Below are 22798 nucleotides of genomic sequence, written 5' to 3' on the forward strand. Positions count from 1 at the left end.
TTCGGGTCATTAGACGACCAGTTGAAAAAAAACCTACGGCTACCAGAAAACTTTTTTGCTAGATAATCAATGCAGATTATTCTTGGCCATGAAGCCTCCACCCCCAGAAGGCAGACTGAATTCGATAATGCGAAATGTGTTGCTGTGTAAGCCCAGAAGCTCCTAAAGTATGGAGCTTGAATTGACGAAAAGCAGATTACCCTGATGAATAAGACGGGCGTCTGATTCGTGATTGTGCCTGGTAAATGGGCTGTTTTTGGCGTAAAGTGTGCATGGGTAAGGTTCGTCCCGACGCAAAGATTACACTAATACAAGCGAAGTGGCAGATAGGACTCAGTCGCCCGTTTCCCGAACTGGCGTTAAATCTATACTATAGCTGACCTGCTGTTGGACATTTTCAGGAAACCAATTTGCTCTCTTACCTATACGTTAGAACCCTTTCCGGCTTCATCAATAACAAATCGAATGGAGCTAAAGGAGTTCGTGAGGGCCAATTTCGTTTCTTTGGGGTTGAGCCAGGCCAGTTTCTCAATGTCCTCATCGGCCTGAGGTGTCATATGGCTATCATCTAAAACGCTCATTCTGTACCACTTAGTTCGTTTCAGGATACGGTTGCCGTTAAGTTTATAGGTATGCCAGGTGGTGCAGATCCGTTCACTAACGGCTACCCGAACTCCAGTTTCTTCTTCTACTTCGCGGGCAGCCCCCTGTTTCGATGATTCGCCAGCGTCTAACTTCCCTTTGGGAAGATCCCAAACACCCCGACGGAACATCAGCAGTATTTTGTCTCCCTTATAAACGATACCCCCCGCTGCTTTAATGACTTTAAATGGCTTTTTAATGGCCTCTTCGCAGGCTGCCTTATCAAGGCAGCCCAACGTAATAGACAGCAAATGACTGGCATCTGCTTTTTGAAGAAGATTGAGAACTTTACTGACTGTGGCTGGAGTTGTGTTCAGGACTAGTAGATGCCCGTGCAGGGAATCTTCCTTGAGCGACTCTAAACGTGCATCGACAATCTCATCATAATCAGTAAAGGTCGGACTATTCGACCCAGAATTGGTAAGTTGCGCAGCGGCTTTGGGGCCAACGAGCCGGATTGGGCGGTCGTTAATAAAAACAATCATCAGAACAATAAGCGGATCAAGTCGTAAAAGTAGTGAAACTGACGGTCTGTCACACGGTCAATTTAGTTGCAAACCAGTTCAGTTTCTATATTTTTGCAATAAGTCAACCTACTTCCTTTGTGGAACTCCTCATTATATTACTCCTGACCATTCTGAACGGCGTGTTCTCGATGTCAGAAATTGCTCTAGTCTCATCGCGTAAGTCCAAATTAGAAACTGCCGCCAAAAACGGTGATCGCCGTGCGCAGGTAGCGCTCGACCTGTCAAACTCCCCCAACCGATTTTTGTCAACAGTACAGATCGGTATCACGCTGATTGGTATTTTACTTGGTATTTTTTCGGGCGATAAACTGACGGACGATGTTCAGAATTTTGTTGCCCAGATAGATATTCTCCGGCCTTATGCGCACTCGGTGTCCGTTGTACTGGTTTTGTTTCTGCTGACCTATCTCTCGTTGGTCTTTGGCGAACTAGTGCCGAAACGCATTGGTCTGTCGAATCCCGAAGGCATTGCCAAAACAATGGCAGCCCCCATGATTTTTCTTTCGAAACTAACCTCACCTTTTATTGCACTGCTCACGGTTTCGAGCGATTTGTTGCTTAAGATTCTGAATATCAAACCCAATGAGAGTGCCGTAACGGAAGAAGAAATTAAAAGTTTGATTCAGGAAGGGACCTCGGGTGGCGCCATTGAGGAAATTGAACAGGAAATTGTTCAGAATGTATTTCAGCTTGGCGACCGTAAGATTACCTCCCTTATGACCAATCGACAGGAGATCGTGTACCTCGATCTGGAAGATGAGCCGTTTGAAAATAAGGCCAAAATTCTAGACTATAAGCATTCGGTTTACCCACTTTGTAACGGCAGCGTCGATGAGGTAGTGGGCCTGATTTATTCGAAAGATTTTCTAGGAAAAGACCTCGATACGGAGCTTCTGCGCTTGACTGATATGAAGCGGGATGCGTTGTTTATCCCCGAAAATAACAAGGCTTATCAGGTATTGGAGCGCTTCCGGGAACGGCGGCAGTATGTTGGCGTAATCGTTGATGAGTACGGTGGGGTTCTGGGAGTGATCACGCTTAACGATATCCTGGATGTGCTGGTTGGCGATATTAATGACGATGTTCACTCCGATTACGAAATCCGTGAGCGGGAAGATGGCAGTTTCCTGATTGATGCTCAATTGCCGTTCGAAGATTTTCTCTCTTATTTTTCCATTAATATCAATGCCCAGGCTAGACGAGAATTAACGGGTTTCGATACGCTCGGTGGTTTTGCGCTCCATATCCTGAAAGACATTCCTAAAGCGGGGGAAACGTTCGTTTGGCATAAGTACCAGTTCGAGATTGTGGATATGGATAAAAGCCGGATTGATAAGATTTTGGTGAAGAAATTAATCGAAGAATAATTCCTGTTTGTAAACAGCTATCGGGTGTTACGGGTTATCAATGAGAACTAAACTCATCGACGCCCATGCGACACTTCATGCTTAACCCCAGCGAGTTAACCGGCGGTGACTCCAGCCGCGTGCAAACCGGTATGGAAAATGATCCTAATGCTGATGAGGAAGTCATTGATCAGCGCGATGGTCTCTCGTCTCAGGAATCCTATCCCGAGCCAGTTAGTTCTGACCAGATTGAGTCGAGCGATGCCCAGCCCGCCAAAATTGCACCTGATGATCTGGCCGATTCAATTGCGTATGCGCTCGATGGGAGCGGACCAGGCCCTACCAATGCAAAGCCTAATGTATCAGGTCACGATGTACTTACAGAAGGGACTTCTGGAGCCGGACCCGAAGAAGAGGAAGCCCTTTTTGGCAAGTAACTACACCACTTCTTTATACTGCATGCGGTACAAATTAGCGTAGAAGCCCTCTTGTTGTAGCAATTCTTCGTGGTTGCCCTGCTCAACAATGCGGCCTTTGTCGACCACAATGATGTTATTGGCTTTCTGAATGGTCGACAGACGGTGAGCGATTACGATAGCTGTACGGCCTTTCATCAGCTTGCTGATCGCATTCTGAATCATCTCCTCTGTTTCGGTATCTACAGATGAAGTGGCTTCGTCAAGCACAATGATTTTGGGGTCTTGCACCATAGCCCGAACAAACGAAATCAATTGCCGCTGTCCAACCGAGAGGGTGGAACCGCGTTCCATGACGTTGTACTGATAAGCGCCTGGAAGTCGTTCGATGAAGTCGTGAACACCAACTAATTTTGCGGCTTCCACAATTTTATCGTGGCTGATTGTTTTATCGCCCAGGGTAATGTTGTTTTCTATGGTATCGGAGAACAGGAAAACGTCCTGTAGCACAACGCCAATGTTCCGACGTAAATGCCCTAGCTCATATTCATGAACGTCGACGCCATCGATCTTGATTTCGCCTTTGTTAATATCATAAAAGCGGCTCAATAAGTTAATAATGGATGATTTACCCGCGCCTGTTGCGCCCACAAAGGCCACCGTTTCGCCCGCGTTGACCCGGAACGAAATATCGCGGAGTACCCAGTCTTCATTATTATAGGCAAACCAAACATGGTCAAATTCGACTTTTCCCTGAATAGCCGTAGGCGTAAAGGAACCGTTATCAACGGTAAATTCGTCGCTATCTAAAAGTTTCAGAATGCGGTCGGTGCTGACGATACCCATCTGGAGTGTGTTAAACCGATCGGCCAGCATCCGAATAGGACGGAAGAACAAGTTGATAAACATCACGAATGCTGTAACCGTCCCGAACGTAACATCGGAGTGAATAATCTGCGTTGCTCCATACCAGACGACCAAGCCAACCGCTACTGCCGATATTATATCGGCAACGGGATAATAAACGGAGTAGTACCAGATGGAGCGAATGTTAGCAGCCCGGTGTTCGTCGTTGATAACCCGAAACTTTTCGGCTTCGATTTTCTCACTACCAAAAATCTGGACAATGTTCATGCCCGTAATATGCTCCTGCACAAACGAGTTCAGGTTGGCAACCGCAGTCCGCACCTCATTGAAGGATTTTTTGATTTTCTCCTTGAACACATAGGTGCTGAATAACATCAACGGAATGGTCGACAGACTGATAGCCGCCAACCGCCAGTCGGTGTAGACCATCACCCCAATAATCAGGACCAGTTGCAAAATATCACCCGCAATAGCCGCCATACCTTCGCTAAACACATCGGCCAGCGTTTCTACGTCCGAAATGGACCGCGTAACTAGTCGACCGATAGGGGTGTTATCGAAGAATTTTAGGCGCAGATGTAGAATTTTGCGGTATAACTGGGTCCGAATATCACGGATCACATACTGCCCCAACCAGCCTGATAAATAGGTGTTTAAAAATTGAATGACGGCCTGAACCACCAGTACACCAATCATAATGACCAGCATTTGGGTCAACTTCTGGTAGTCGCCCATCGCAATCACGTTATCGATCGTATAGCGAATGAGTAAAGGTGTTAGTGGTGCCAGGCAGGCTGCCAGCATAATAATCCCTATCAAAAGATAAAAACGAGTTTGATAAGGTTTTACAAACGCATATAGTCGGCGGAGAATGGCGAGGTCAAAAATCCGACCGCTTTTCTGTTCTTCGTTCACGGAAAGCAAAATGGCGAGTTCAAAACGGTAACAGCATTTTCCGGCCGAACGTTTCCGAATTTAGTCCATAGCAAACGGAAACAGTAAGAACGCTATCGTTTGTCGCTTTAACAGCTATCTACGTAATCAAGCATCGAGATGAATCGCCGAGACTTTGTTCAGAATACCGCTGTTGCCGGACTGGCAACCCAGATTTTACCCTTCCCAATTTTTGGGCGAAATGCGCCCAGCGAAAAAGTGGTCATTGGCCTGATTGGCGTTCAATCGCGGGGGAGTTGGCTGGCTGGTATTTTTTCAAAACTGCCCGGTGCCGAAGTGGGCTATATCTGTGATGTAGAAGACGGAGCCATTGCCAACGGGCTGAAAGCGGTTGAAAAGGCGGGACAAACCCGTAAGCCAACCGTCATAAAAGACTTACGTAAATTGCTGGAACGAAAAGACCTCGATGCTGTTGCCATCGCCACGCCCGATCACTGGCACGCTCCAGCAGGTATTCTGGCCTGTTCGGCGGGGAAACACGTATACGTCGAAAAACCGTGTGGACATAATCCGCAGGAAGGGGAGTGGTTGCTGGAAGCCGCCCGAAAACATAACCGTATTGTACAAATGGGTAGCCAGCGCCGATCTTGGCCGACCCTGCAACAGGCGGCTAAAGATATTCAGGACGGAGCGATTGGAAAGCCTTATTTTGCCCGAGCATGGTATTACAACAACCGAAAGCCAATTGGAACCGGCAAATCCATCGCGGTTCCTACCACCCTCGATTGGGATTTATGGCAGGGCCCAGCTCCGCGAAAAGGGTATCAGGATAATGTTGTTCCCTATAACTGGCACTGGTTCTGGAATTGGGGAACGGGCGAAGCCTGTAACAACGGTACGCATGAACTTGACTGCTGCCGTTGGCTGATGGGCGTGGATTTCCCGACCAAAGTAACTTCTGCGGGCGGTCGCTATGCCTATAAAGGCGACGACTGGCAGACGCCTGATACGCAGATCGCTACCTTTGAATTCGGTGACAAGGCGACCATTACCTGGGAAGGGTTAAGCTGTCAGGCATTTGGTCCCGAAAAAAGCGGCCGTGGCTTTACCATTTATGGCGATAAAGGAGTACTGTCTGCTCCACAAAGTGGGCCAGATTACCAGATTCTGGATTTAGGGGGCAAAGTCATAAAAGATGTAAAGGGAGATGCACCGACCAGTACCTCTACGAATGCCGTCAGTCCGGGTGGCGAACAATTGGATGCCTATCACCTGGATAATTTCCTGGAAAGTGTCCGGGGTAAGTCAAAACCCAACGCCGATATTGCACAGGGACACAGATCAGTATTGCTGTGTCATTTGGCGAATATTTCCCAACGCACCGGAAGTATCGTTCATACAGATCCATCGAACGGCCATATTCTCCATGACAAAGAAGCCATGAAGCTGTGGGGACGTGAGTACGAAAAAGGATGGAAGCCTGTTGTTTAATCGTCATTATTTGTCATGTGTGGTCATGAATTGTTATTTGTAGTGCATAGTCACTGATTGGTAAAACGGTATCGGAATTAGGACAATGATTGACTACAGAATAACAATGACTGACGGCGAATGACAATAACTATATGAAACGACGCACATTTGCCCGGTTAGCTGCCGCGCTGCCAGTTAGTGTAGGCATTAACCCGATTGCGAGTTTGGGGTCTGCTTCAGGTGTTTCGGAAGATACCAAAGCCCCTATCGATGACCGCGCTTACTGGCTCCAAACAGTATTGAAAATTGCTGACCCGGTTTTATCGGCTCTAGCACAGAATCGACTGAAAGCGACTATGCCCGTAGAAGCGGCACCTGGTCAGCAGGCAAGCCGAATAGACGTTTCACATCTCGAAGCCTTGGGACGTACCTTAGCTGGCCTGGCTCCCTGGCTTGAGTTAGGGGCAGATGATTCGCCAGAAGGTCGTTCACGGCAAACATATCTGGCGCTGGCCAAAAAGGCCATTGCGAATGGTACGAATCCGCAGTCAGTCGATTTTCTGAATTTTACGAAAGGGGGGCAACCATTGGTCGATTCTGCATTTCTGGCGCATGGCTTAGTTCGCTCGCCCAAACTTTGGCATTCGTTAAGTGCAGAGGAACAGGCTAATGTAGTGAAAGCCTTACAGGCGAGTCGGGTTATTAAGCCGGGTTATAGCAATTGGCTGTTGTTTACGGCGATGGTCGAAGCTGCCTTGCTGAAATATACGGGTTCTGGCGATGAAGTCCGGATGGATTATGCCATTCGGCAACACCAGGCCTGGTATAAAGGCGATGGTGCCTATGGCGATGGCCCTGATTTTCATTGGGACTATTACAATAGCTATGTCATTCAGCCCATGTTGCTGGATGTGGTTAAAACGCTGGTTGACGCTGGAAAAGCGGAGAAAAGTTTGTACGAATCCTTGCTAACTCGCGCCCAACGTTATGCGATGATTCAGGAGCGATTGATTAATCCCGATGGTTCGTTTGCTGCTTTCGGACGCTCCTTAGCTTACCGATGTGGAGCGTTTCAATTATTGTCACAGATTGCTTTGCAGGGAAACCTACCGCCAGAGCTGTTGCCCGGCCAAGTCCGCTCGGCACTAACTGCCGTGATGCATCGAACGATGGACGCACCGGGTACGTTCGATATAAAAGGCTGGCTGCAAATCGGGTTGTGCGGTCATCAGCCTTCTATTGGCGAAGCCTATATTTCGACGGGAAGTTTATACCTGTGTTCAGTGGCGTTTTTGCCGTTGGGCTTAGCTGTGTCAGATCCCTTCTGGTCGGCACCTGCTACAGACTGGACATCGAAAAAAATCTGGTCAGGACAGGACGTGAACGTTGACCATGCGATAAAGGGGTAAGTTATTTACGGGAGCGGAGATAAGCATTGAGTTTGACGAAGGATGAGAGCACGTCTCCGCCATAAGGGTGATCGTTTCGCATGATTAACGCGATAAGGAACAGCTTGTTAATGGCCGGATAGTCAATGCTGTCTTCTAGTTTGAGATACCGCCGATTGTTATTCTCCCGAAACCAGTCGTTAAAGCGTTTGAAACGGGCATGATGTCTGCCATCGGCAGTGTCGCAGGTGAAGAATACAATGCGTAGTGGGTCTTTCTCAATGAAATTTTGAATAATACCTGTTAATGTAGCGCCAATTCGGGGATCGGTTGAATAGGCGGGTGGTGCTTTTTGCAGGGTTAGGAAAACTTCATAGGTACGATCGGCGAGCACAAATTCGCTGTCCTCAAAGAAAGGTTGCTCTTCGAACGTAACGGAATAAATTCGTTTATCATCTGTAGTGAATACATACGCTCCGTTAATAAAATAAGGCCTGTATCCTTCAATAGGCGGGTTTTGCATCTTTCAATAATTCCTGAATTCGCCCCGAGTCGCAGTCTTTTTGAAACTGTTCCTGTAGCTCTCTCTTCCGTTCCTGACTTCTAATTAGCCAGGCGAGCGCCTTTTCGGGTGTTATTTTTTCTTTTTGCTGTGTTTCCATGACGAGGACGGTTTTTTTCAAAAGTACTTATTTGTTAGTAACAAATGAAACAGCCAGGCGGGTTCAATGCAAAAAGCCGGGAACTAAGGCTCCCGGCTTTTTAGCTTACTGTTTTTGAATGGCTTAGCTCACCGTTCCGCCATTCCAGACTCCGTCGCTAGGCGCGATGAGAGCGAGTTTTCCATCGCGGTCTTCGGCCATCAGGATCATCCCCTGCGACTCAAAGCCCATCATTTTTCGGGGTGCCAGATTGGCCAGGAATGTTACCTGCTTACCAATGATTTCTTCGGGAGCGAAGTGCTTGGCAATGCCGCTTAGAATTTGACGGCCGCCCAATCCATCATCAACTTTTAGTTTGAGTAACTTATCGCTTTTAGGAACGCGTTCGGCTTCGGTGATAGTGCCGATACGGATATCTAATTTGGCAAAGTCGTCGTACGTAATCTCAGGCCGTAGTTCGGGTACTGTTTTAGTTTCTAGTTCATTCATTCGTTTCGCATTCAGCAATTTCTGAATCTGTGTATTTATTTCGTCGTCTTCTATTTTCGCGAACAGTAATTCGCCTTTGCCTAAGAGGGTTCCCTCAACCAGAAGGTCAGCTCGGCCTGCGTTCGTCCAGTTGAAATGCTCGGTGATGCCCAATTGGCTGCGAAGTTTCTCTGACGTGAACGGCAGGAATGGTTCACAAACAATGCTCAGGTTCGCCGAGATTTGAAGCGCGATATTCAGGATCGTATTGGCTCGCAGCGGGTCGGTTTTGACCACTTTCCAGGGCTCGGTTTCGGCCAGGTATTTATTGCCAAGTCGTGCCAGATCCATCAGAAAACCCAATGCCTCCCGGAATTTATAATTCCCAATCGATTGCCCGATTCGGTCCGGAAACTGCGCTAGCTCATCTATAACCTGTTTATCATAGTCCGTTAATTCACCACGGACAGGCACTTTGCCATCGCAGAATTTCTGTGTAAGGACTACTGCCCGGTTTACAAAATTGCCGAAGATGCCCACCAATTCGGCGTTGTTACGGGTCTGGAAGTCTTTCCAAGTGAACTCGCTGTCTTTGGTTTCGGGCGCATTAGCCGCCAGCACATAGCGCAGTACGTCCTGTTTGCCGGGAAGTTCTTCCAGATATTCGTGCAGCCAGACCGCCCAGTTGCGCGACGTACTAATCTTATCACCTTCGAGGTTCATAAACTCGTTGGCTGGCACATTGTCAGCCAGAATATAGCTGCCTTCCGCCATTAGCATGGCGGGGAAGATGATACAGTGGAAAACGATATTGTCTTTGCCAATAAAGTGCACCAGTTTCGTATGCTCGTCTCGCCAGTACAGTTCCCAATCACGGCCTTGTTCAGCGGCCCACTCTTTGGTCATAGAAATGTAGCCGATAGGCGCATCGAACCAAACATACAGCACCTTGCCATCGGCATCAGGCAGGGGAACTTTGATGCCCCAGTCGAGGTCGCGGGTCATGGCGCGGGGACGCAGACCTTCCTTCAGCCACGACTGACACTGACCAAATACGTTCGTTTTCCATTCGGTATGGCTGTTAACGTATTCTTCAATTTTTGGCTGCATGCGGTCTAAAGGCAGAAACCAGTTTTTGGTCGAGCGCATTACGGGCTTGGAGCCCGACAGCATGGAATGAGGCTCAATCAGTTCGGTAGGGCTGAGGGCCGTACCGCAGCGTTCGCATTGGTCGCCATAGGCATTGGGGTTTCCGCAAACCGGACAGGTTCCCACAATATAGCGGTCGGCCAGAAACTGATTGGCCACTTCGTCGAAATACTGTTCCGTAACTTCTTCATCAAAATCACCTTTTTCGTAGAGTTTTGTGAAAAACTCCTGTGAGGTCTCGTGGTGAACTTGATTTGAGGTTCGCGAGTAAATATCGAACGAGATACCAAAGTCGCTGAACGCCTGTTTGATCTGGCCGTAGTATTTATCCACAACCTCCTGAGGAGTAATGCCTTCTTTTTTGGCTTTAATAGTAATAGGTACTCCATGCTCATCGGTACCGCTGATAAAGGCGACATCTTTGCCCGTTGAACGGAGGTAGCGTACGTAAATGTCGGCGGGCAGGTAGCAGCCAGCAATGTGGCCGATGTGAATCGGGCCGTTGGCATAGATCAGGGCCGCCGTAACGGTATAGCGTTGGGGATTTTCTAACATCAGTTTGAGGTTCGATGTTTGACGTCTGAAGTTATCTGGCGCGTTAGCCGTCTTGCGTAGCTAACGTCAAACCGCACCGGCGGCCCGGATCAAACTATAAACGTCAAACTCAATTTCAATTTTGGGCAAAATTAGCAATTCAGGCCCGAACGTTGTTATGTTTACGCAAACTCGCCGAAGCAACAGCGAACCGGGCCACTATGGAGAACACAGCACCGAACACGAATAATTTCCTTAACTGGGTTGAAATCAAAAACTTCAAGTCGATCAAAGACCTGCGTCTCGACTGCAAGCGGGTCAACGTTTTCATCGGTAAGCCAAATGTTGGGAAGTCGAATATTTTGGAGGGGTTAGGGTTGTTGGGAGCAGGGTATGATTCTGGAAAATTCCTAAAAGGTGCGGCAAGGTATAAGCAAATGAATGACTTTTTCTTAGATAAAGATTTAAGAAATGCAGTCACCATCGTCACTGATAAGCGGGTTGCTGTTATAGGCGAAGGATTTGGTATTACGGCATTTAATGATGCTAATGAAGAAATAAGTAAAGTAGTGAATTTTGAAATATGTGCTTTTGAACTAGAAGAATTTATTCAGATAACAAGTAGTGATCAAGCAAACTTATTATTATATCGTGCTAAGGCGAGAAGGGGAGTGAATGAAGTTGGTAATGTGAATAGGAACGTAAAAGTAGATACATCTGCTCTAGAAAGTAAGCTTAATGATGCATTAAGAATTGTAAAAAAATATGATTTTGCAAATTTAACTCAATTTGAAAGTTCATTTGAGAGCTTTTTGCGCCCCCCAAATGGTAACAATCTCTATGCTGTGATTAGAAGAAATCCAGAATTATGGGCTGAATTCTCTAAACTGTTCACGGAGCAACAATTAGAGTTTGTGCTTTATGACGAAAAACAAGAATTTATTCTTCAAAAAAGAAATGGCCCCTTTGTAATACAATACCCTTTCTTCTCCATTGCCGATACTTTCCGGCGGTTCATGTTTTACATCACAGCTATCGAATCTAATAAGGACTCGGTGATTGTACTAGAAGAGCCTGAGGTACACTCATTTCCACCTTATGTAAAAACATTAGCCCACCGGATTGTAGATAGCGATACAAACCAGTTTTTCTTATCGACACATAGTCCATATTTATTGCAAACACTGATTCGTGAACTGGATTCGACCGATTTGTCTGTCTTCATTACGTACTATAAAGACTATCAAACATGTGTCAGGGCATTAACGCCTGAGGAATTACAGGAGGCCGAGGATTTAAGTATTGATTTATTCTACAATCTTAATCGCTACGAACCGAATGCGTGATCGTAACATCCAGTTTTTGCCTGAATGTCACGCAGATACGGCACTCCTTCGGCACTTTATTCCCGACCACGGGCGTAGTATCCATAGTTTCGGCTGTCCTGAGGTGGCCAGAACCATGCTCTCGCCTAAAGCTGATGACTATCGTTTAATTGGTATGGTTGATAATGATCCTGATTTAGATACTCGATGTAAAGGTTTTTTTAAAACATTCGAGCTTGTAAAACAGGAGCATAAAGTGATATTTCGGCAGAACCTAATTCGGCAGCAGTACCTGATAATTATTGATAGAGCTGTCGAAAGTTTTTTACTATGGAATGCCGAACAAATTGGCCTACAGATGAATGAGTATGGGTTTGGGGCAACCGTTAAATTGTTGAAGGTTCAGACTAAATCGCCAACTATAGAAACTGATCCCAATTACCTTCAACTGCTCACCGATCTCCACACCCGCCAGGCTCCCGGTTTCCAAACGCTTGAACGCATCCTGAATGACCTCATCACTACCTAATTCTGTTTTCATTACCGGTGCAACCGGCTTCATTGGGTCCCACATTGCCCGGCGGTATCTGGCCGATGGGTACATCGTTACGGCTTTGTATCGCCCGCAAAGTGGCTATGGATTACTGACCGACGTAGCCGATCAGATTACCTGGCATGAGGGTGATGTGCTGGATATTCCGTCGCTCGAAACGGCCATCTTACCAGGTATAGATGTGATTCATGCCGCTGCAATTGTCTCATTTGTTCCGAAAGATCGCGACCGCATGGAACAGATCAATGTAGAAGGAACGGCCAACGTTGTAAATGTCTGTCTGAATACGGGTATCCGAAAGTTAGGTTATGTCAGTTCGGTTGCCGCTCTGGGTCGACCAGTGGCGAAGGGCGGGAAGGCAAACGAGCCCGTTGTGATCGACGAAGATCAGAAATGGGTGGACTCGCCGAATAACTCACTCTATGCCAAAACCAAATACTGGGCCGAGTTGGAAGTCTGGCGCGGGCAGTCCGAAGGGTTGACTGTGGTCATGGTCAATCCGTCCGTCGTTCTCGGTGTGGGCGACTGGAACCGAAGCAGCTTACAACTCATTAAATACGTTTACGACGAAAAACCGTTTTACCCGGCTGGCCTGGTCAATTATGTGGATGTACTCGATGTAACAGATGCACTCGTGGAATTAATGCAGTCCGATATAACGGCCCAGCGGTTCGTTCTCAATGGGGGCACCATTCCGTATCGTTCCTTGTTAGAACAGATAGCAGCCGCATTGAACAAGCGCCCACCAACCCGGCGGGTAGCCCCTGCGCTAACGCGGCTGCTCTGGCCTATCGAGGCCGTTCGGGCATGGATAACCGGTAGGGCACCGCTTATCACCCGCGAAACAGCTCGGTCGGCGAGTTCACTTTACGAGTACAATGGGCAGAAAATTAAGCAGACGCTTGATTTTCAGTACCGACCATTAAGCGAAACATTACGGCGAATAACCGACGCGTTTCGTACACGTTAGTAGGTTTGTAAATTTTCGGGTTAGGGGTTGCAGTTTTGTTTTTTTGGATATATATTTCAATGGTAAAGGATAAATCGCATCGTTGATGCGTCCCCTATCCGTGATTTAGGAAGTACGATGCTATCGTGGTTTATAAATCGCAACCTGTAAATCGAACCCGCACCGGAATGCCGGACCACGGCGCCCCGGTTCTAAATTTTTTATACATGGAGCAAGAGTTCGAAGAACGAGAAGGCGATATTAAAGAATCAATCCGGCGTTTTGAGCAGATGCTGGACCAGCAACAAAGCCAGTTTTTCGACCTGGATGTCTATGAACAGATGGTTGAGCATTATCTTAACCAGGGTGACTTAGACAAAGCGCTGAAAGCCGCTGAATCCGGTCTGGAAAACTTTCCCTATGCGCTGGAATTAATGCTCGATAAAGCCCAGATTCTGGCTAATTTTCAACGGTTCGATGAATCGCTGGAGTTACTGGAACGGGCTTCGTTGTTTAATCCCGGAGATCTCGACGTACCGTTTATGCAAGGCTCTGTGCTGAACATGGCCGGGCGGTATGAAGAATCCATTCAGGTGCTGGAAGAACTGCTCGATCGGGCTGAGGATAAGGACGACATCCTGTTTCAGCTTGGGCAGAGTTACCAGAACTGGGGGAAATACGATGAAGCCATTACCCAGTACAAAAAGTCGATCGCGCTGAATATTAACAATGAAAACGCGCTGTATGAGTTGGCGTTCTGTTTGGATGTAACGGGCGAGTTGGAGAATAGTCTGTCTTATTATCAGCAACTGATTGACACAGATCCCTATTCGTACAATGCCTGGTATAACATGGGTATTGCCTACAGCAAGTTAGCCCGGTATTCAGAAGCTGCCGAAGCCTACGATTACGCCGTTATCATTAAAGATGACTTCGCGTCCGCCCATTTCAATTTGGGTAATACCTATATGAATCTGGGGTTGTTCGAGAAAGCCGAACATTGTTATCGGGAGACGTTGAAGTACGAAGAGGCTACCGCCGATACGTATTGCCACCTTGGGGCGAGTCTGGAAAAACAGGATCGCCTGCCCGACGCTATTAAAGAGTATCGTGAGGCTATCAAGCTGGATGCCATGTGGGACGAAGCTTGGTATGGCATTGGCGTCTGCCTAAGCGAATCGGGCAAGTGGTATGAAGCCCTGCCGTTTCTGCAAAAAGCAGTCAAATTGAATGATCAGAACGGTGAATATTACATTGCCATCGCCGAAACCGAATACAAAGTTGGCAATGTATTGTCGAGTGTGGAAGCGTTCGAGAAAGCAGCCGAAGTAGATGCCGAAAACCCCGATGTGTATCTGACCTGGTCATTAGTGCCGTTCGACCAGGGTGATTTTCTTCGGGCGAATGATATTATCCAGTCAGGCATCAATGATATGCCGACCGATGCTGATTTGTATTATCGCTCAGCGGTTTATCTGATTCATGCCGGTCATTACCGCGAAGCATTGATTCAACTGGAAGCCGCCTTGTCACTTGACTATGATGCGCACGTTCAGTTGTTCGAGTTCTTTCCTGAACTGGAAAAACAGAAAGCGCTGTACAAGATCATTCAGCAGTATAAAAAGGAATAATCAAGAATTCCATAAAGATCAAAAAGCCGCTCTCCAGTACTGGGGAACGGCTTTTTGATCTTTATGGAATTGGGTCAAGCTGCGCCAGACGTTTAATAATTTCGGTTTTGCTCAAAAAAACATCTGAGTTTGGCCAATTATTCTGCTGGCAGATTTGATAAAACCACTGGTTCGCCTGCTCTAGATTGTGTAATCGCCTAAGGCTGCCATCGTTATCCCACGTAAATAAGATATCGCCGATTTTACCCTTATCCTCGTTTATAGAATACGTTTTATCGTAAAGCCCAACTTTGCCGACCGTTAGTCGACGGAACAAATTATTTTTTACCCGTAGAAAAACGGTTGAATCGGTACGGGGTGTTGCTGCGGTATCGGCACCGGCCAGCTTTAGGTATTCGAATTTATAGTTGGCGATAGACTTACCCGGTGAGTGCCCATCCTGATAAAAAGTGAATGAACTATTCTTGTTGTACATGAATCGCCCCTGTAATTGAGATCCATCGGTTAGTCGGGCAATGCCGTCATGTAATTGATAAATGATCGGTTGCACGTATGGAGTCGATGGGTGGGGAATAATAACAGGATAACTACGATTCATTGGCGTGGTACGCCCTGTCTGACCAAAGCTGGCATAAGTTGCCAGAATCAGTATGATACTACTAATCAGGGTTTTCATAGGTGTGTTTGGTTAATAATATTTCCACTAGAACGATATGGGCTGCTTCTACATATGCTTTAATGTTAATTTAACAACAGAAATAACAGATTGATCAACTACTTGATTGAACACGCATTAAGGTGACCCCAGAGAATAACAAAAACAGTCTATATTGTTAACTCGGCGTTGCCTGAATTACTGATTCTTTTGATAGAAAGATGGTTGCAAGGCGTCCAGGTACTGATAGCTATATCCTTGATTTAGTGGGTAGATTACCATTTAAAAAAGATGGCACGGTTATGGCATTTGGAGTACTGTGCAGACCGTGTTGACTACCAATTATGATAGCCTATAAACAATTATTTCTAACTACCTTTCTGATAACTACTGGCACAATTTGTCAGGCGCAGGTGAGCATCCAAAAACAGGTAGCCATTCAAAAAACAGTTGTTCGAACGAACCGACAAACCGATGATACTACACCCATCACCAATCAGGCAACCGGGAAGCGGATTACAATGGAAGACTACAGCCAACTAACAAAAGCGGACCCATTCGCGTATCATCTGGTACCTGAATACAATGAGTATGGCCTACCTGCCTTCTATACGATGCGGCCAGCTACGCCTGAAGAGCACGAAACACACCGTTTTCGCGACCGTGATCCCGCTAAACAACCCAAAGCAGGACAACAGATTGCTCCATTTGTACTCGCAGGTTCAGACGGGAAAACATACAAGTCTGCCGAACTTTTGGGGAAAGTAGTTATCCTAAGTTTCTGGATTAGCCTGGATAAATCACTTTGGGATGATAAACAGAGTGCTGACTTGGCGAATGCCTTGCGTCCTTATCTGGCCGGAACAGCGCCGGTTGTATTGGGAGTTTTAAATAGCGAGCAGCCTAAAGAAGCGGACGAGACTGCACTGAAAAAGCTTCCTTTCACCCCTATTTTCAATGCATACGGATTTCATAATAAATACCATATAACAACTACTCCTACGTTTGTTGTTATTGATAAAACGGGCAAAGTGGCTGCTAACCTTCAGGGAGCCGGGAGTTTTGATAAACTGAAGCAAGTACTGGCAACAGTCACACAATAGGAACCTGGTTGTTTTAGCTCGGTAATCGAAAAATGAACGGAATAGTAGATGAAGGGGTTAGGCAACAGAGTTTAATTTGGAACTAACCTTTTCTGGGTTTATTATGTATAAGCCGACTAACGGCCTGTTAAGTTTTGGTGCAAGGTACCTCTCACTGATAGCCGGTATTTTGCTTTTGTTGACTTTGCATCAGGAAGTCTGGGCTCAGACAGACTCAAGCCAATTAGCTAAGGAAAGTCAACCTGTTGTCTCTCGCACCGATACGTCGGCCGATGTCTGGGATGTGTATTATCGGTTTATAAACAGAAAGGGTCATCGTACCGCCGAAGGTCAGCAGCCCGGGTTTCATCCCTCTGTTTTTCCTGAGTTGGCTTATGCCTTGCAAACAGGCTTTGCGGTAGGGTTAAATGCTAATCTATCTTTTACCAGCGCCGACCCTAAACAGAATGTCTCGGTAATTTATTTTACTCCTCAGTACACTCAATATCAACAAGTCATTATACCCATTGAAGCTAACCTTTGGACAAAAGGGAACCGGTACAATATTTTGACTGACTGCCGGTACTATGACTACTCTGCGGATAATTTTGGTCTGGGCGATTACTCACGGGCAGACGTCGACGACCAGTTGAAGTACTCCTATTTTCGGTTATATCAGTCTGTTTTACGGCAGGTTGCACCTAACTTTTCAGTTGGTATCGGGTATTCACTCGATTACCATTGGACTATTCGGGAGGAGAATAAGACGCCCCAATTGAACAATGATTTCCAGCAATACGGATCAACGGATCAGACTGTCTCTTCGGGGCTGACCTTCAGTTTGCAATATACCAATCGGCGGAATCCCAACAATCCCCAGAATGGCTTTTTTGGAAGTGTTGTGTTTCGGCCTAACATGCGCTGGTTGGGCAGCGACCAAAACTGGCAGTCGGTGCTGGCTGATTTCAGGAAGTATGTGCCTTTATCGACCGATGGACGGCATATTCTGACATTCTGGAATGTGAACTGGTTAAGTTTTGGTGGCCAGGCACCGTACTTAGATCTGCCCAGCACGGGTTGGGATACACACTCTAACCTGGGCCGTGGCTATGCGCAGGGCCGATTCCGGGGTAGAAATTTAATCTACCTCGAAACAGAATACCGTACCGTATTACTTAATAACGGCTTACTTGGTGGGGTCATTTTTGCCAATATGCAAACCTATAGCGATTACCCCAACACGAAACAATTTGGGAAACTACTACCGGGTGGTGGGGTTGGTTTGCGTATTAAGATCAATAAACATTCAAATCTGAATCTGGCCGTCGACTATGGTTTTGGCATTGGCGGTTCTCAGGGGCTGTTCCTAAACTTGGGCGAGGTCTTTTAATTGCTAAAAAGATTTAACCACAGAGGCACAGAGAACACAGAGTTTTAATCATCGCAATAAAAACTCTGTGTTCTCTGTGCCTCTGTGGTTAATAAAACTTACTTGCTATCAGTTGTAGTAGTTTGGTTCGTGGCCAGTTTCTGTTTCAAATCAAATGTCTGTCCGGCAAATACAATCAGAATCTGGTTCTCATCAAATACCTTTTTCACCGTAATCATGGCTTCGCTCAGCGCCATTTGCGAATTGGTGGTGGTTGGGTTAATCCAGAACCAGAGTACAAACTGAATATTGGCATCGGCAAAGTTGCGGTAGTGTAACTCAACCGGAAAGGTTGGCAATACAAACGGTAGCGCGTTAACCGCTGCTTTGGCCAGTCGCTGGGCTGTTGCCATATCGTCGAGATACGAGATACCCGCAGCCAATTCAATGCGTCGCTGACCAATTCGGGAGAAATTGGTGATGGGTTTCTGGAAAACATCTTTGCTTGGAATCTCAACGGTTTGTCCCTGGCCATTATCCATCACAATGGAGCGCAGTTTAATATCCAACACTTTTCCCGTATAACCGTTTGTTTCGACTGTATCGCCAACCTGAATGGGGCGGGCCAGCGCGATCATTGCGCCCGAAATAAAATTGGTCGTTAAATCCTGAAAAGCGAATCCAACGGCTAGCGCAATAACCCCTGCTCCAGCCAGTAAGGACGTTACCGTTTTGTCTAAACCTAATACGCCCAGCGCAACAAATAGCCCAATAGACAGAACTACGACCCGCATGACTGCCCCGGTCAGGTTAATTAGGGAGACGTTATTGCTAACCCGATCCAGCCCCTGCACAACCCATCGGCTCATCCAGCGCGATAGGAACGTAAAGAAAACAAGTAGCAACAGCGCTACCGCTAATTTGGGTGTGTAGCGGATGGCAGTACGAATCCAGGTCGAGAGTTCTCCGTAAATAAGCCCGGCAGCCTGCGTAAAATTCATTTTATAATCGACTAGTGATACGACTAGAACGACACAGTTTTGCTTAGTGTTTCATCAGTAAACCGAATCACCGTACCTTTGCAAGGTAGACAAACCTCATCGACAATGACACCCACCACTGCTATTTACCTGGATAACGCTGCAACCACCCGGCTCGACCCCAACGTGTTAGAGGCTATGTTGCCCCTAATGACCGAGCATTTTGGCAATCCATCCTCTATTCATAGCCATGGCCGGGCAGTACGCACCGCCATCGAAAAAGCACGTAAAACGGTAGCGTCACTACTAAATACATCACCTGCCGAAATTTTCTTTACATCGGGCGGGACCGAAGCTGATAACACGGCCATTCGGAGTAGCATTGAAACTTACGGGCTAACCCACGCTATTACCTCACCCCTGGAGCACCATGCGGTGTTGCATACACTCCAGCATTTGGCCGAACAGGGAACCATTCAACTCAGCCTTGTCGATATTGATGAAAAAGGCCATATTGATCTGGCTCACCTGGAAGAATTACTACGCATGAGCCCCCGCTCGCTGGTGTCGCTCATGCATGGCAATAATGAAATTGCCAACCTGTTGAATTTGAATCGGGTAGGGGAGTTGTGTCGGGCTTACGATGCTATCTTTCATTCCGATACCGTGCAGACGATGGGCCATTTTCGCCACGACCTACAGCAGCTACCCGTCGATTTTATTGTGGGAGCAGGCCATAAATTTCATGGACCCAAAGGGGTTGGTTTTCTATACGTTAATGCCGATCGGGTGAAAATCCACCCGTTTGTGTATGGAGGAGCGCAGGAGCGCAACATGCGGGGTGGCACAGAAAATGTATACGGCATTGTTGGACTGGCGAAAGCCCTGGAAATTGCTTACCATGATATGGATGCGCACCAGCAGCACATTACGGGTTTGAAACGCCGGATGATCGACCAGTTACGGGCAAAAATGCCGGATGTCCAGTTCAACGGCGATTCGGCGGATATAGAGAATAGCTTATACACGGTACTGAACGTGAGTTTGCCCGCATCAGATATGAGCGACATGCTTTTGTTTAGTTTAGATATTGCCCGTATTTCGGCTTCGGGAGGCTCGGCTTGTTCGAGTGGTTCCAGCGTGGGATCGCACGTGTTGGCTGCACTGCCGGGACTGGATTCGGAGCGAGGCTATGTCCGATTTTCATTCGGAAAATATAATACAGCGGAGGAAATTGATTACGCTGTTGATACGCTGGTCGGGTTGTACCAGAAGGAACTTGTGAAATAAGAAGCGATACTGGTTTGGATGATCCATTTGAATGGATCATCCAAACCGATACTACCACAACCAGGCTATGGTGCTTTTACTAACTGCCTTACAGGAAGAGGAAGTGGTTACCTTTTCATTTCGGCCCGATAAGCTGGAAGTCGGCTTAGACTTTTTAAATCTGGTTAAAGCACAGGGTGATATTATCCTGAGCGCCCATTTAGTTGATGAAAACGGGGTTCTTGAGTTGCCTCTTGACATTGTAGATGGAGAGTCATTCTCCGCGCCTATTCAGGAATTAGAGCGGGAATGGGAAGAGCTTTTACGGGAACCTAGTCCTTTCTCTTCTCAATTGACGCAGGAATTGATTCAATGGAATCTAAGATGTATCGATTGCTGTGAGGTTAAACTGGCCAATCAACTACAACAAATTAATCGATTTGAATGGTTACGTCAACGGGCAGAAGACGTACTGTTTATTGAACCCGCGAAGTCCAGATTAATTAATCGTTATACCGCTCTGATTGATACATATAGCCAGCAGAAAGCTAAGTCAGAGGTTTTTCATAAGCAGATACTCCAGCGTCTAAAAGAGTTATTAGCCATATAACCTATTTCCATTGCCTTTGTCAGCGCGAATAAACGCTGATCCAGCTCCAGGCAATGCCCTTCATCCGGTTATCTGCATCAAGATTGGCGCAGATAGAATCTCTTGTCTTTTAAGTAATGAAGGAAAATAGTTACATGTTAATATGTAATCTCTATCAGTAAATAAGAACAGTCATATTTATAGGCTTAATATTGTACTTATCATATATTTTTAAAAACTATTTAGGGATTTATTAGGGTAAATTGACTATACATAAAATTCATCTACCCGTTCAATGAATGTACGAATAACCGATGCAGAATTAGTGTGTTTTCTCAGGGAGGGCAATCAGAAAGCCTTTGAGGAAATATATAATCGCTATTGGTATAAGTTGTTCTGCGTGGCTTATCACGAAACCGGCAGCCGGGAAGACGCCGAAGAATTAGTGCATGACCTCTTTGAAAGTCTTTGGAATAAACGCCATCAAGCCAGTATTCAGCATCTAAGTTCCTACCTGGTTGTTTCGGTTAAGTATCTGGTAAGCAATTATATAAAATCAAAAATTACCCAGCGCAGGTACCAGGAATACCTGATCCTTCACGAATTGCGGCAATCAGAATCGACCGACGAAACGGTAAACTTTTCAGACTTATCGAAAGCAGTTGAGGAGGTCATGAAAAAGCTCCCCGAAAAAACCTGCGAGGTATTTAAACTGAGTCGGTTTGAGCATAAACCGGTGAAAGATATTGCCCGCCAGCTCAGCCTGTCCGAAAAAGCCGTTGAGTATCATATTACAAAATCCCTCAAAGTATTACAGGAGCAGTTGAAAGGGTATCAGTCAGATAACTGATTCGAAGCAAACGCATAGCCGAATGAGCCAATACGATTTCGATAAATTAGTAGAGAAATACCTTGCGGGCGAGAGCAGTCCGGAAGAAGAAAAGCTAATGCACGAATGGGCGGAGTTGATGCTGGAGCAGAACCGAATGAGCCTGAGTGAGACCGATAAGCAGGTAATTCATAAGCGACTCTGGGAACGTATCTATAGTAACACAATTCGTCAGCAGCCGTTTCTGGTTCGCCATGCCTGGTTCAGGCCAAGTGCTGTTGCTGCATCAGTTCTGCTTCTACTAGTCGCTGGTATTTCCCTATGGAAGTTGCCAAAAGAAAATAAGCGATTCCTGGCAATGACTCAAAAAAAGCAGGAGTTGCCGGGGACTGTTAACATCAGAAATACGTCCGTAAAGGAGCAGACAATTACCCTGAAAGACGGGAGTACGGTTGTGTTAAGCGCGAGGAGTACCCTAAGTTACCCTGAACGGTTCGGCGACAAAAAACGGGAGGTGTATTTGCAGGGAGAGGGCTTTTTTGATGTAAAAAAAGACTCGGCCCATCCCTTTATTGTTCATACGGGCAATCTGGTAACACAGGTGCTGGGGACCAGCTTTATGGTGAAATCGTATGACGAAGACAGCGCCATTGAAGTGCATGTAACTCGTGGCCGGGTGTCCGTTTACGAAGCTTCCGAAAAATCGTCGGTTAACCGAAACGGAGTTATTTTAATACCCAATCAGAAAATTACGTTCGATAAAACCTCTCAGAAACTGACGCCAGGTCTTGTCGAAACTCCCCGTATTATTCAGCCTCCCGATACCAGAACAAGCTTCGTATTTGATCGGGCGCCCTTAGCGCAGGTGCTGGCTACGCTCCGAAAAGCCTACGGAATAGAGTTCGTTGTCGAAAATCAGGCCCTCAATCACTGTGCATTCAATGGTGACCTGAACGACCTGCCGCTTTACCTGCAACTCGACCTGGTTTGCAAATCGCTGAACGCTACGTACGAGCGCCGGGGAACTACGCTTTTTATTAATGGTGAGGGCTGTTCTGACTAAAGAGTTAACCCTTACATAACATCATAGACGCATAATTAACACATCAGTAACATGGGCTGGTCTAGTTTTGCGATGCAAAAAATCGGCAGGAATATACCCCCATCAGCAATCGAATTCAGGCCCACTTTGGGCTCGTAA

General features: G+C 46.6%; 21 protein-coding genes. 14 read left to right on the forward strand and 7 right to left on the reverse strand.

All coding sequences use genetic code 11. The features are described 5' to 3' along the window. Nucleotides 1-422: 422 nt before the first annotated feature. Nucleotides 423-1127: an NUDIX hydrolase gene (locus EXU85_RS12230; RefSeq protein WP_142772348.1), complete on the reverse strand. Its 705-nt coding sequence runs from the start codon at nt 1125-1127 to the stop codon at nt 423-425. Nucleotides 1128-1246: 119 nt separating this feature from the next. On the opposite strand from EXU85_RS12230, the gene EXU85_RS12235 reads away from it, so the two are divergent. Both EXU85_RS12235 and EXU85_RS12240 read left to right on the forward strand, forming a co-directional pair. Beyond that, the gene (locus tag EXU85_RS12235; protein ID WP_142772349.1) at nt 1247-2536 is read left to right on the forward strand and encodes a hemolysin family protein; all 1290 of its coding nucleotides are present in this window, start codon (nt 1247-1249) and stop codon (nt 2534-2536) included. 65 nt (nt 2537-2601) lie between these two features. Further along, nucleotides 2602-2952, forward strand: a complete 351-nt coding sequence (locus EXU85_RS12240; protein WP_142772350.1) for a hypothetical protein — start codon at nt 2602-2604, stop codon at nt 2950-2952. Here the strand turns inward: EXU85_RS12240 and EXU85_RS12245 are convergent, their stop codons facing one another. Beyond that, on the reverse strand, nt 2953-4713 hold the full coding sequence (locus EXU85_RS12245) for an ABC transporter ATP-binding protein (protein ID WP_142772351.1): 1761 nt from the start codon (nt 4711-4713) through the stop codon (nt 2953-2955). It lies immediately after the preceding gene. Nucleotides 4714-4851: 138 nt separating this feature from the next. Between EXU85_RS12245 and EXU85_RS12250 the strand changes: the two genes are divergently transcribed. Continuing rightward, nucleotides 4852-6183 (forward strand): Gfo/Idh/MocA family protein, encoded by a 1332-nt coding sequence (locus EXU85_RS12250; RefSeq protein ID WP_142772352.1) that lies wholly within the window; start codon nt 4852-4854, stop codon nt 6181-6183. Nucleotides 6184-6317: 134 nt separating this feature from the next. After that, a complete protein-coding gene (locus EXU85_RS12255; protein ID WP_142772353.1) occupies nt 6318-7574 on the forward strand; it encodes a DUF2264 domain-containing protein in 1257 nt (418 codons plus the stop codon). 1 nt (nt 7575) lies between these two features. On the opposite strand, the gene EXU85_RS12260 is transcribed toward EXU85_RS12255, so the two are convergent. From EXU85_RS12260 to metG, 3 genes are all read right to left on the reverse strand, one after another. Beyond that, nucleotides 7576-8076 (reverse strand): DUF6169 family protein, encoded by a 501-nt coding sequence (locus tag EXU85_RS12260; RefSeq protein ID WP_142772354.1) that lies wholly within the window; start codon nt 8074-8076, stop codon nt 7576-7578. Next, nucleotides 8057-8215, reverse strand: coding sequence for a hypothetical protein (locus EXU85_RS35325; protein WP_168207777.1), 159 nt, complete (start codon nt 8213-8215; stop codon nt 8057-8059). The genes EXU85_RS12260 and EXU85_RS35325 overlap by 20 nt, the downstream gene beginning before the upstream one ends. A gap of 123 nt (nt 8216-8338) precedes the next feature. Next, the gene (gene metG, locus EXU85_RS12265; RefSeq protein WP_210422464.1) at nt 8339-10387 is read right to left on the reverse strand and encodes a methionine--tRNA ligase; all 2049 of its coding nucleotides are present in this window, start codon (nt 10385-10387) and stop codon (nt 8339-8341) included. Nucleotides 10388-10587: 200 nt separating this feature from the next. Between metG and EXU85_RS12270 the strand changes: the two genes are divergently transcribed. The 4 genes from EXU85_RS12270 to EXU85_RS12285 all read left to right on the forward strand — a co-directional run bounded on the left by EXU85_RS12270 (nt 10588) and on the right by EXU85_RS12285 (nt 14824). Continuing rightward, complete coding sequence (locus EXU85_RS12270) at nt 10588-11712, forward strand: AAA family ATPase (protein WP_142772356.1); 1125 nt, start codon at nt 10588-10590, stop codon at nt 11710-11712. Continuing rightward, a complete protein-coding gene (locus tag EXU85_RS12275) occupies nt 11705-12220 on the forward strand; it encodes a hypothetical protein (protein ID WP_142772357.1) in 516 nt (171 codons plus the stop codon). The genes EXU85_RS12270 and EXU85_RS12275 overlap by 8 nt, the downstream gene beginning before the upstream one ends. Continuing rightward, nucleotides 12201-13214, forward strand: coding sequence for an NAD-dependent epimerase/dehydratase family protein (locus EXU85_RS12280; protein WP_142772358.1), 1014 nt, complete (start codon nt 12201-12203; stop codon nt 13212-13214). The genes EXU85_RS12275 and EXU85_RS12280 overlap by 20 nt, the downstream gene beginning before the upstream one ends. Before the next feature lie 206 nt (nt 13215-13420). Next, a complete protein-coding gene (locus tag EXU85_RS12285) occupies nt 13421-14824 on the forward strand; it encodes a tetratricopeptide repeat protein (RefSeq protein WP_142772359.1) in 1404 nt (467 codons plus the stop codon). Nucleotides 14825-14885: 61 nt separating this feature from the next. On the opposite strand, the gene EXU85_RS12290 is transcribed toward EXU85_RS12285, so the two are convergent. Beyond that, complete coding sequence (locus EXU85_RS12290; protein ID WP_142772360.1) at nt 14886-15500, reverse strand: hypothetical protein; 615 nt, start codon at nt 15498-15500, stop codon at nt 14886-14888. Nucleotides 15501-15823: 323 nt separating this feature from the next. Between EXU85_RS12290 and EXU85_RS12295 the strand changes: the two genes are divergently transcribed. Together EXU85_RS12295 and EXU85_RS12300 are read left to right on the forward strand one after the other, a co-directional pair. Beyond that, nucleotides 15824-16582 carry a hypothetical protein gene (locus EXU85_RS12295; RefSeq protein WP_142772361.1) on the forward strand — a complete coding sequence of 253 codons (759 nt, stop codon included), beginning with the start codon at nt 15824-15826 and terminating at the stop codon, nt 16580-16582. Nucleotides 16583-16757: 175 nt separating this feature from the next. After that, the gene (locus tag EXU85_RS12300; protein ID WP_246859537.1) at nt 16758-17951 is read left to right on the forward strand and encodes a BamA/TamA family outer membrane protein; all 1194 of its coding nucleotides are present in this window, start codon (nt 16758-16760) and stop codon (nt 17949-17951) included. 98 nt (nt 17952-18049) lie between these two features. Here EXU85_RS12300 and EXU85_RS12305 read toward each other — a convergent pair whose 3' ends face one another. Further along, on the reverse strand, nt 18050-18931 hold the full coding sequence (locus EXU85_RS12305) for a mechanosensitive ion channel family protein (RefSeq protein ID WP_142772363.1): 882 nt from the start codon (nt 18929-18931) through the stop codon (nt 18050-18052). Nucleotides 18932-19036: 105 nt separating this feature from the next. Here EXU85_RS12305 and EXU85_RS12310 point away from each other — a divergent pair, with 105 nt between their 5' ends. From EXU85_RS12310 to EXU85_RS12325, 4 genes are all read left to right on the forward strand, one after another. After that, on the forward strand, nt 19037-20200 hold the full coding sequence (locus EXU85_RS12310) for a cysteine desulfurase family protein (protein ID WP_142772364.1): 1164 nt from the start codon (nt 19037-19039) through the stop codon (nt 20198-20200). Between the two features lie 67 nt (nt 20201-20267). Then, nucleotides 20268-20789: a hypothetical protein gene (locus EXU85_RS12315; protein ID WP_168207778.1), complete on the forward strand. Its 522-nt coding sequence runs from the start codon at nt 20268-20270 to the stop codon at nt 20787-20789. A 274-nt stretch (nt 20790-21063) separates the two neighbouring features. Beyond that, a complete protein-coding gene (locus EXU85_RS12320; RefSeq protein WP_142772366.1) occupies nt 21064-21618 on the forward strand; it encodes an RNA polymerase sigma factor in 555 nt (184 codons plus the stop codon). Between the two features lie 22 nt (nt 21619-21640). Further along, nucleotides 21641-22660, forward strand: coding sequence for a FecR family protein (locus EXU85_RS12325; protein WP_142772367.1), 1020 nt, complete (start codon nt 21641-21643; stop codon nt 22658-22660). Nucleotides 22661-22798: the final 138 nt, after the last annotated feature.

Source organism: Spirosoma sp. KCTC 42546 (assembly GCF_006965485.1).
Classification (GTDB): Bacteria; Bacteroidota; Bacteroidia; order Cytophagales; family Spirosomataceae; genus Spirosoma.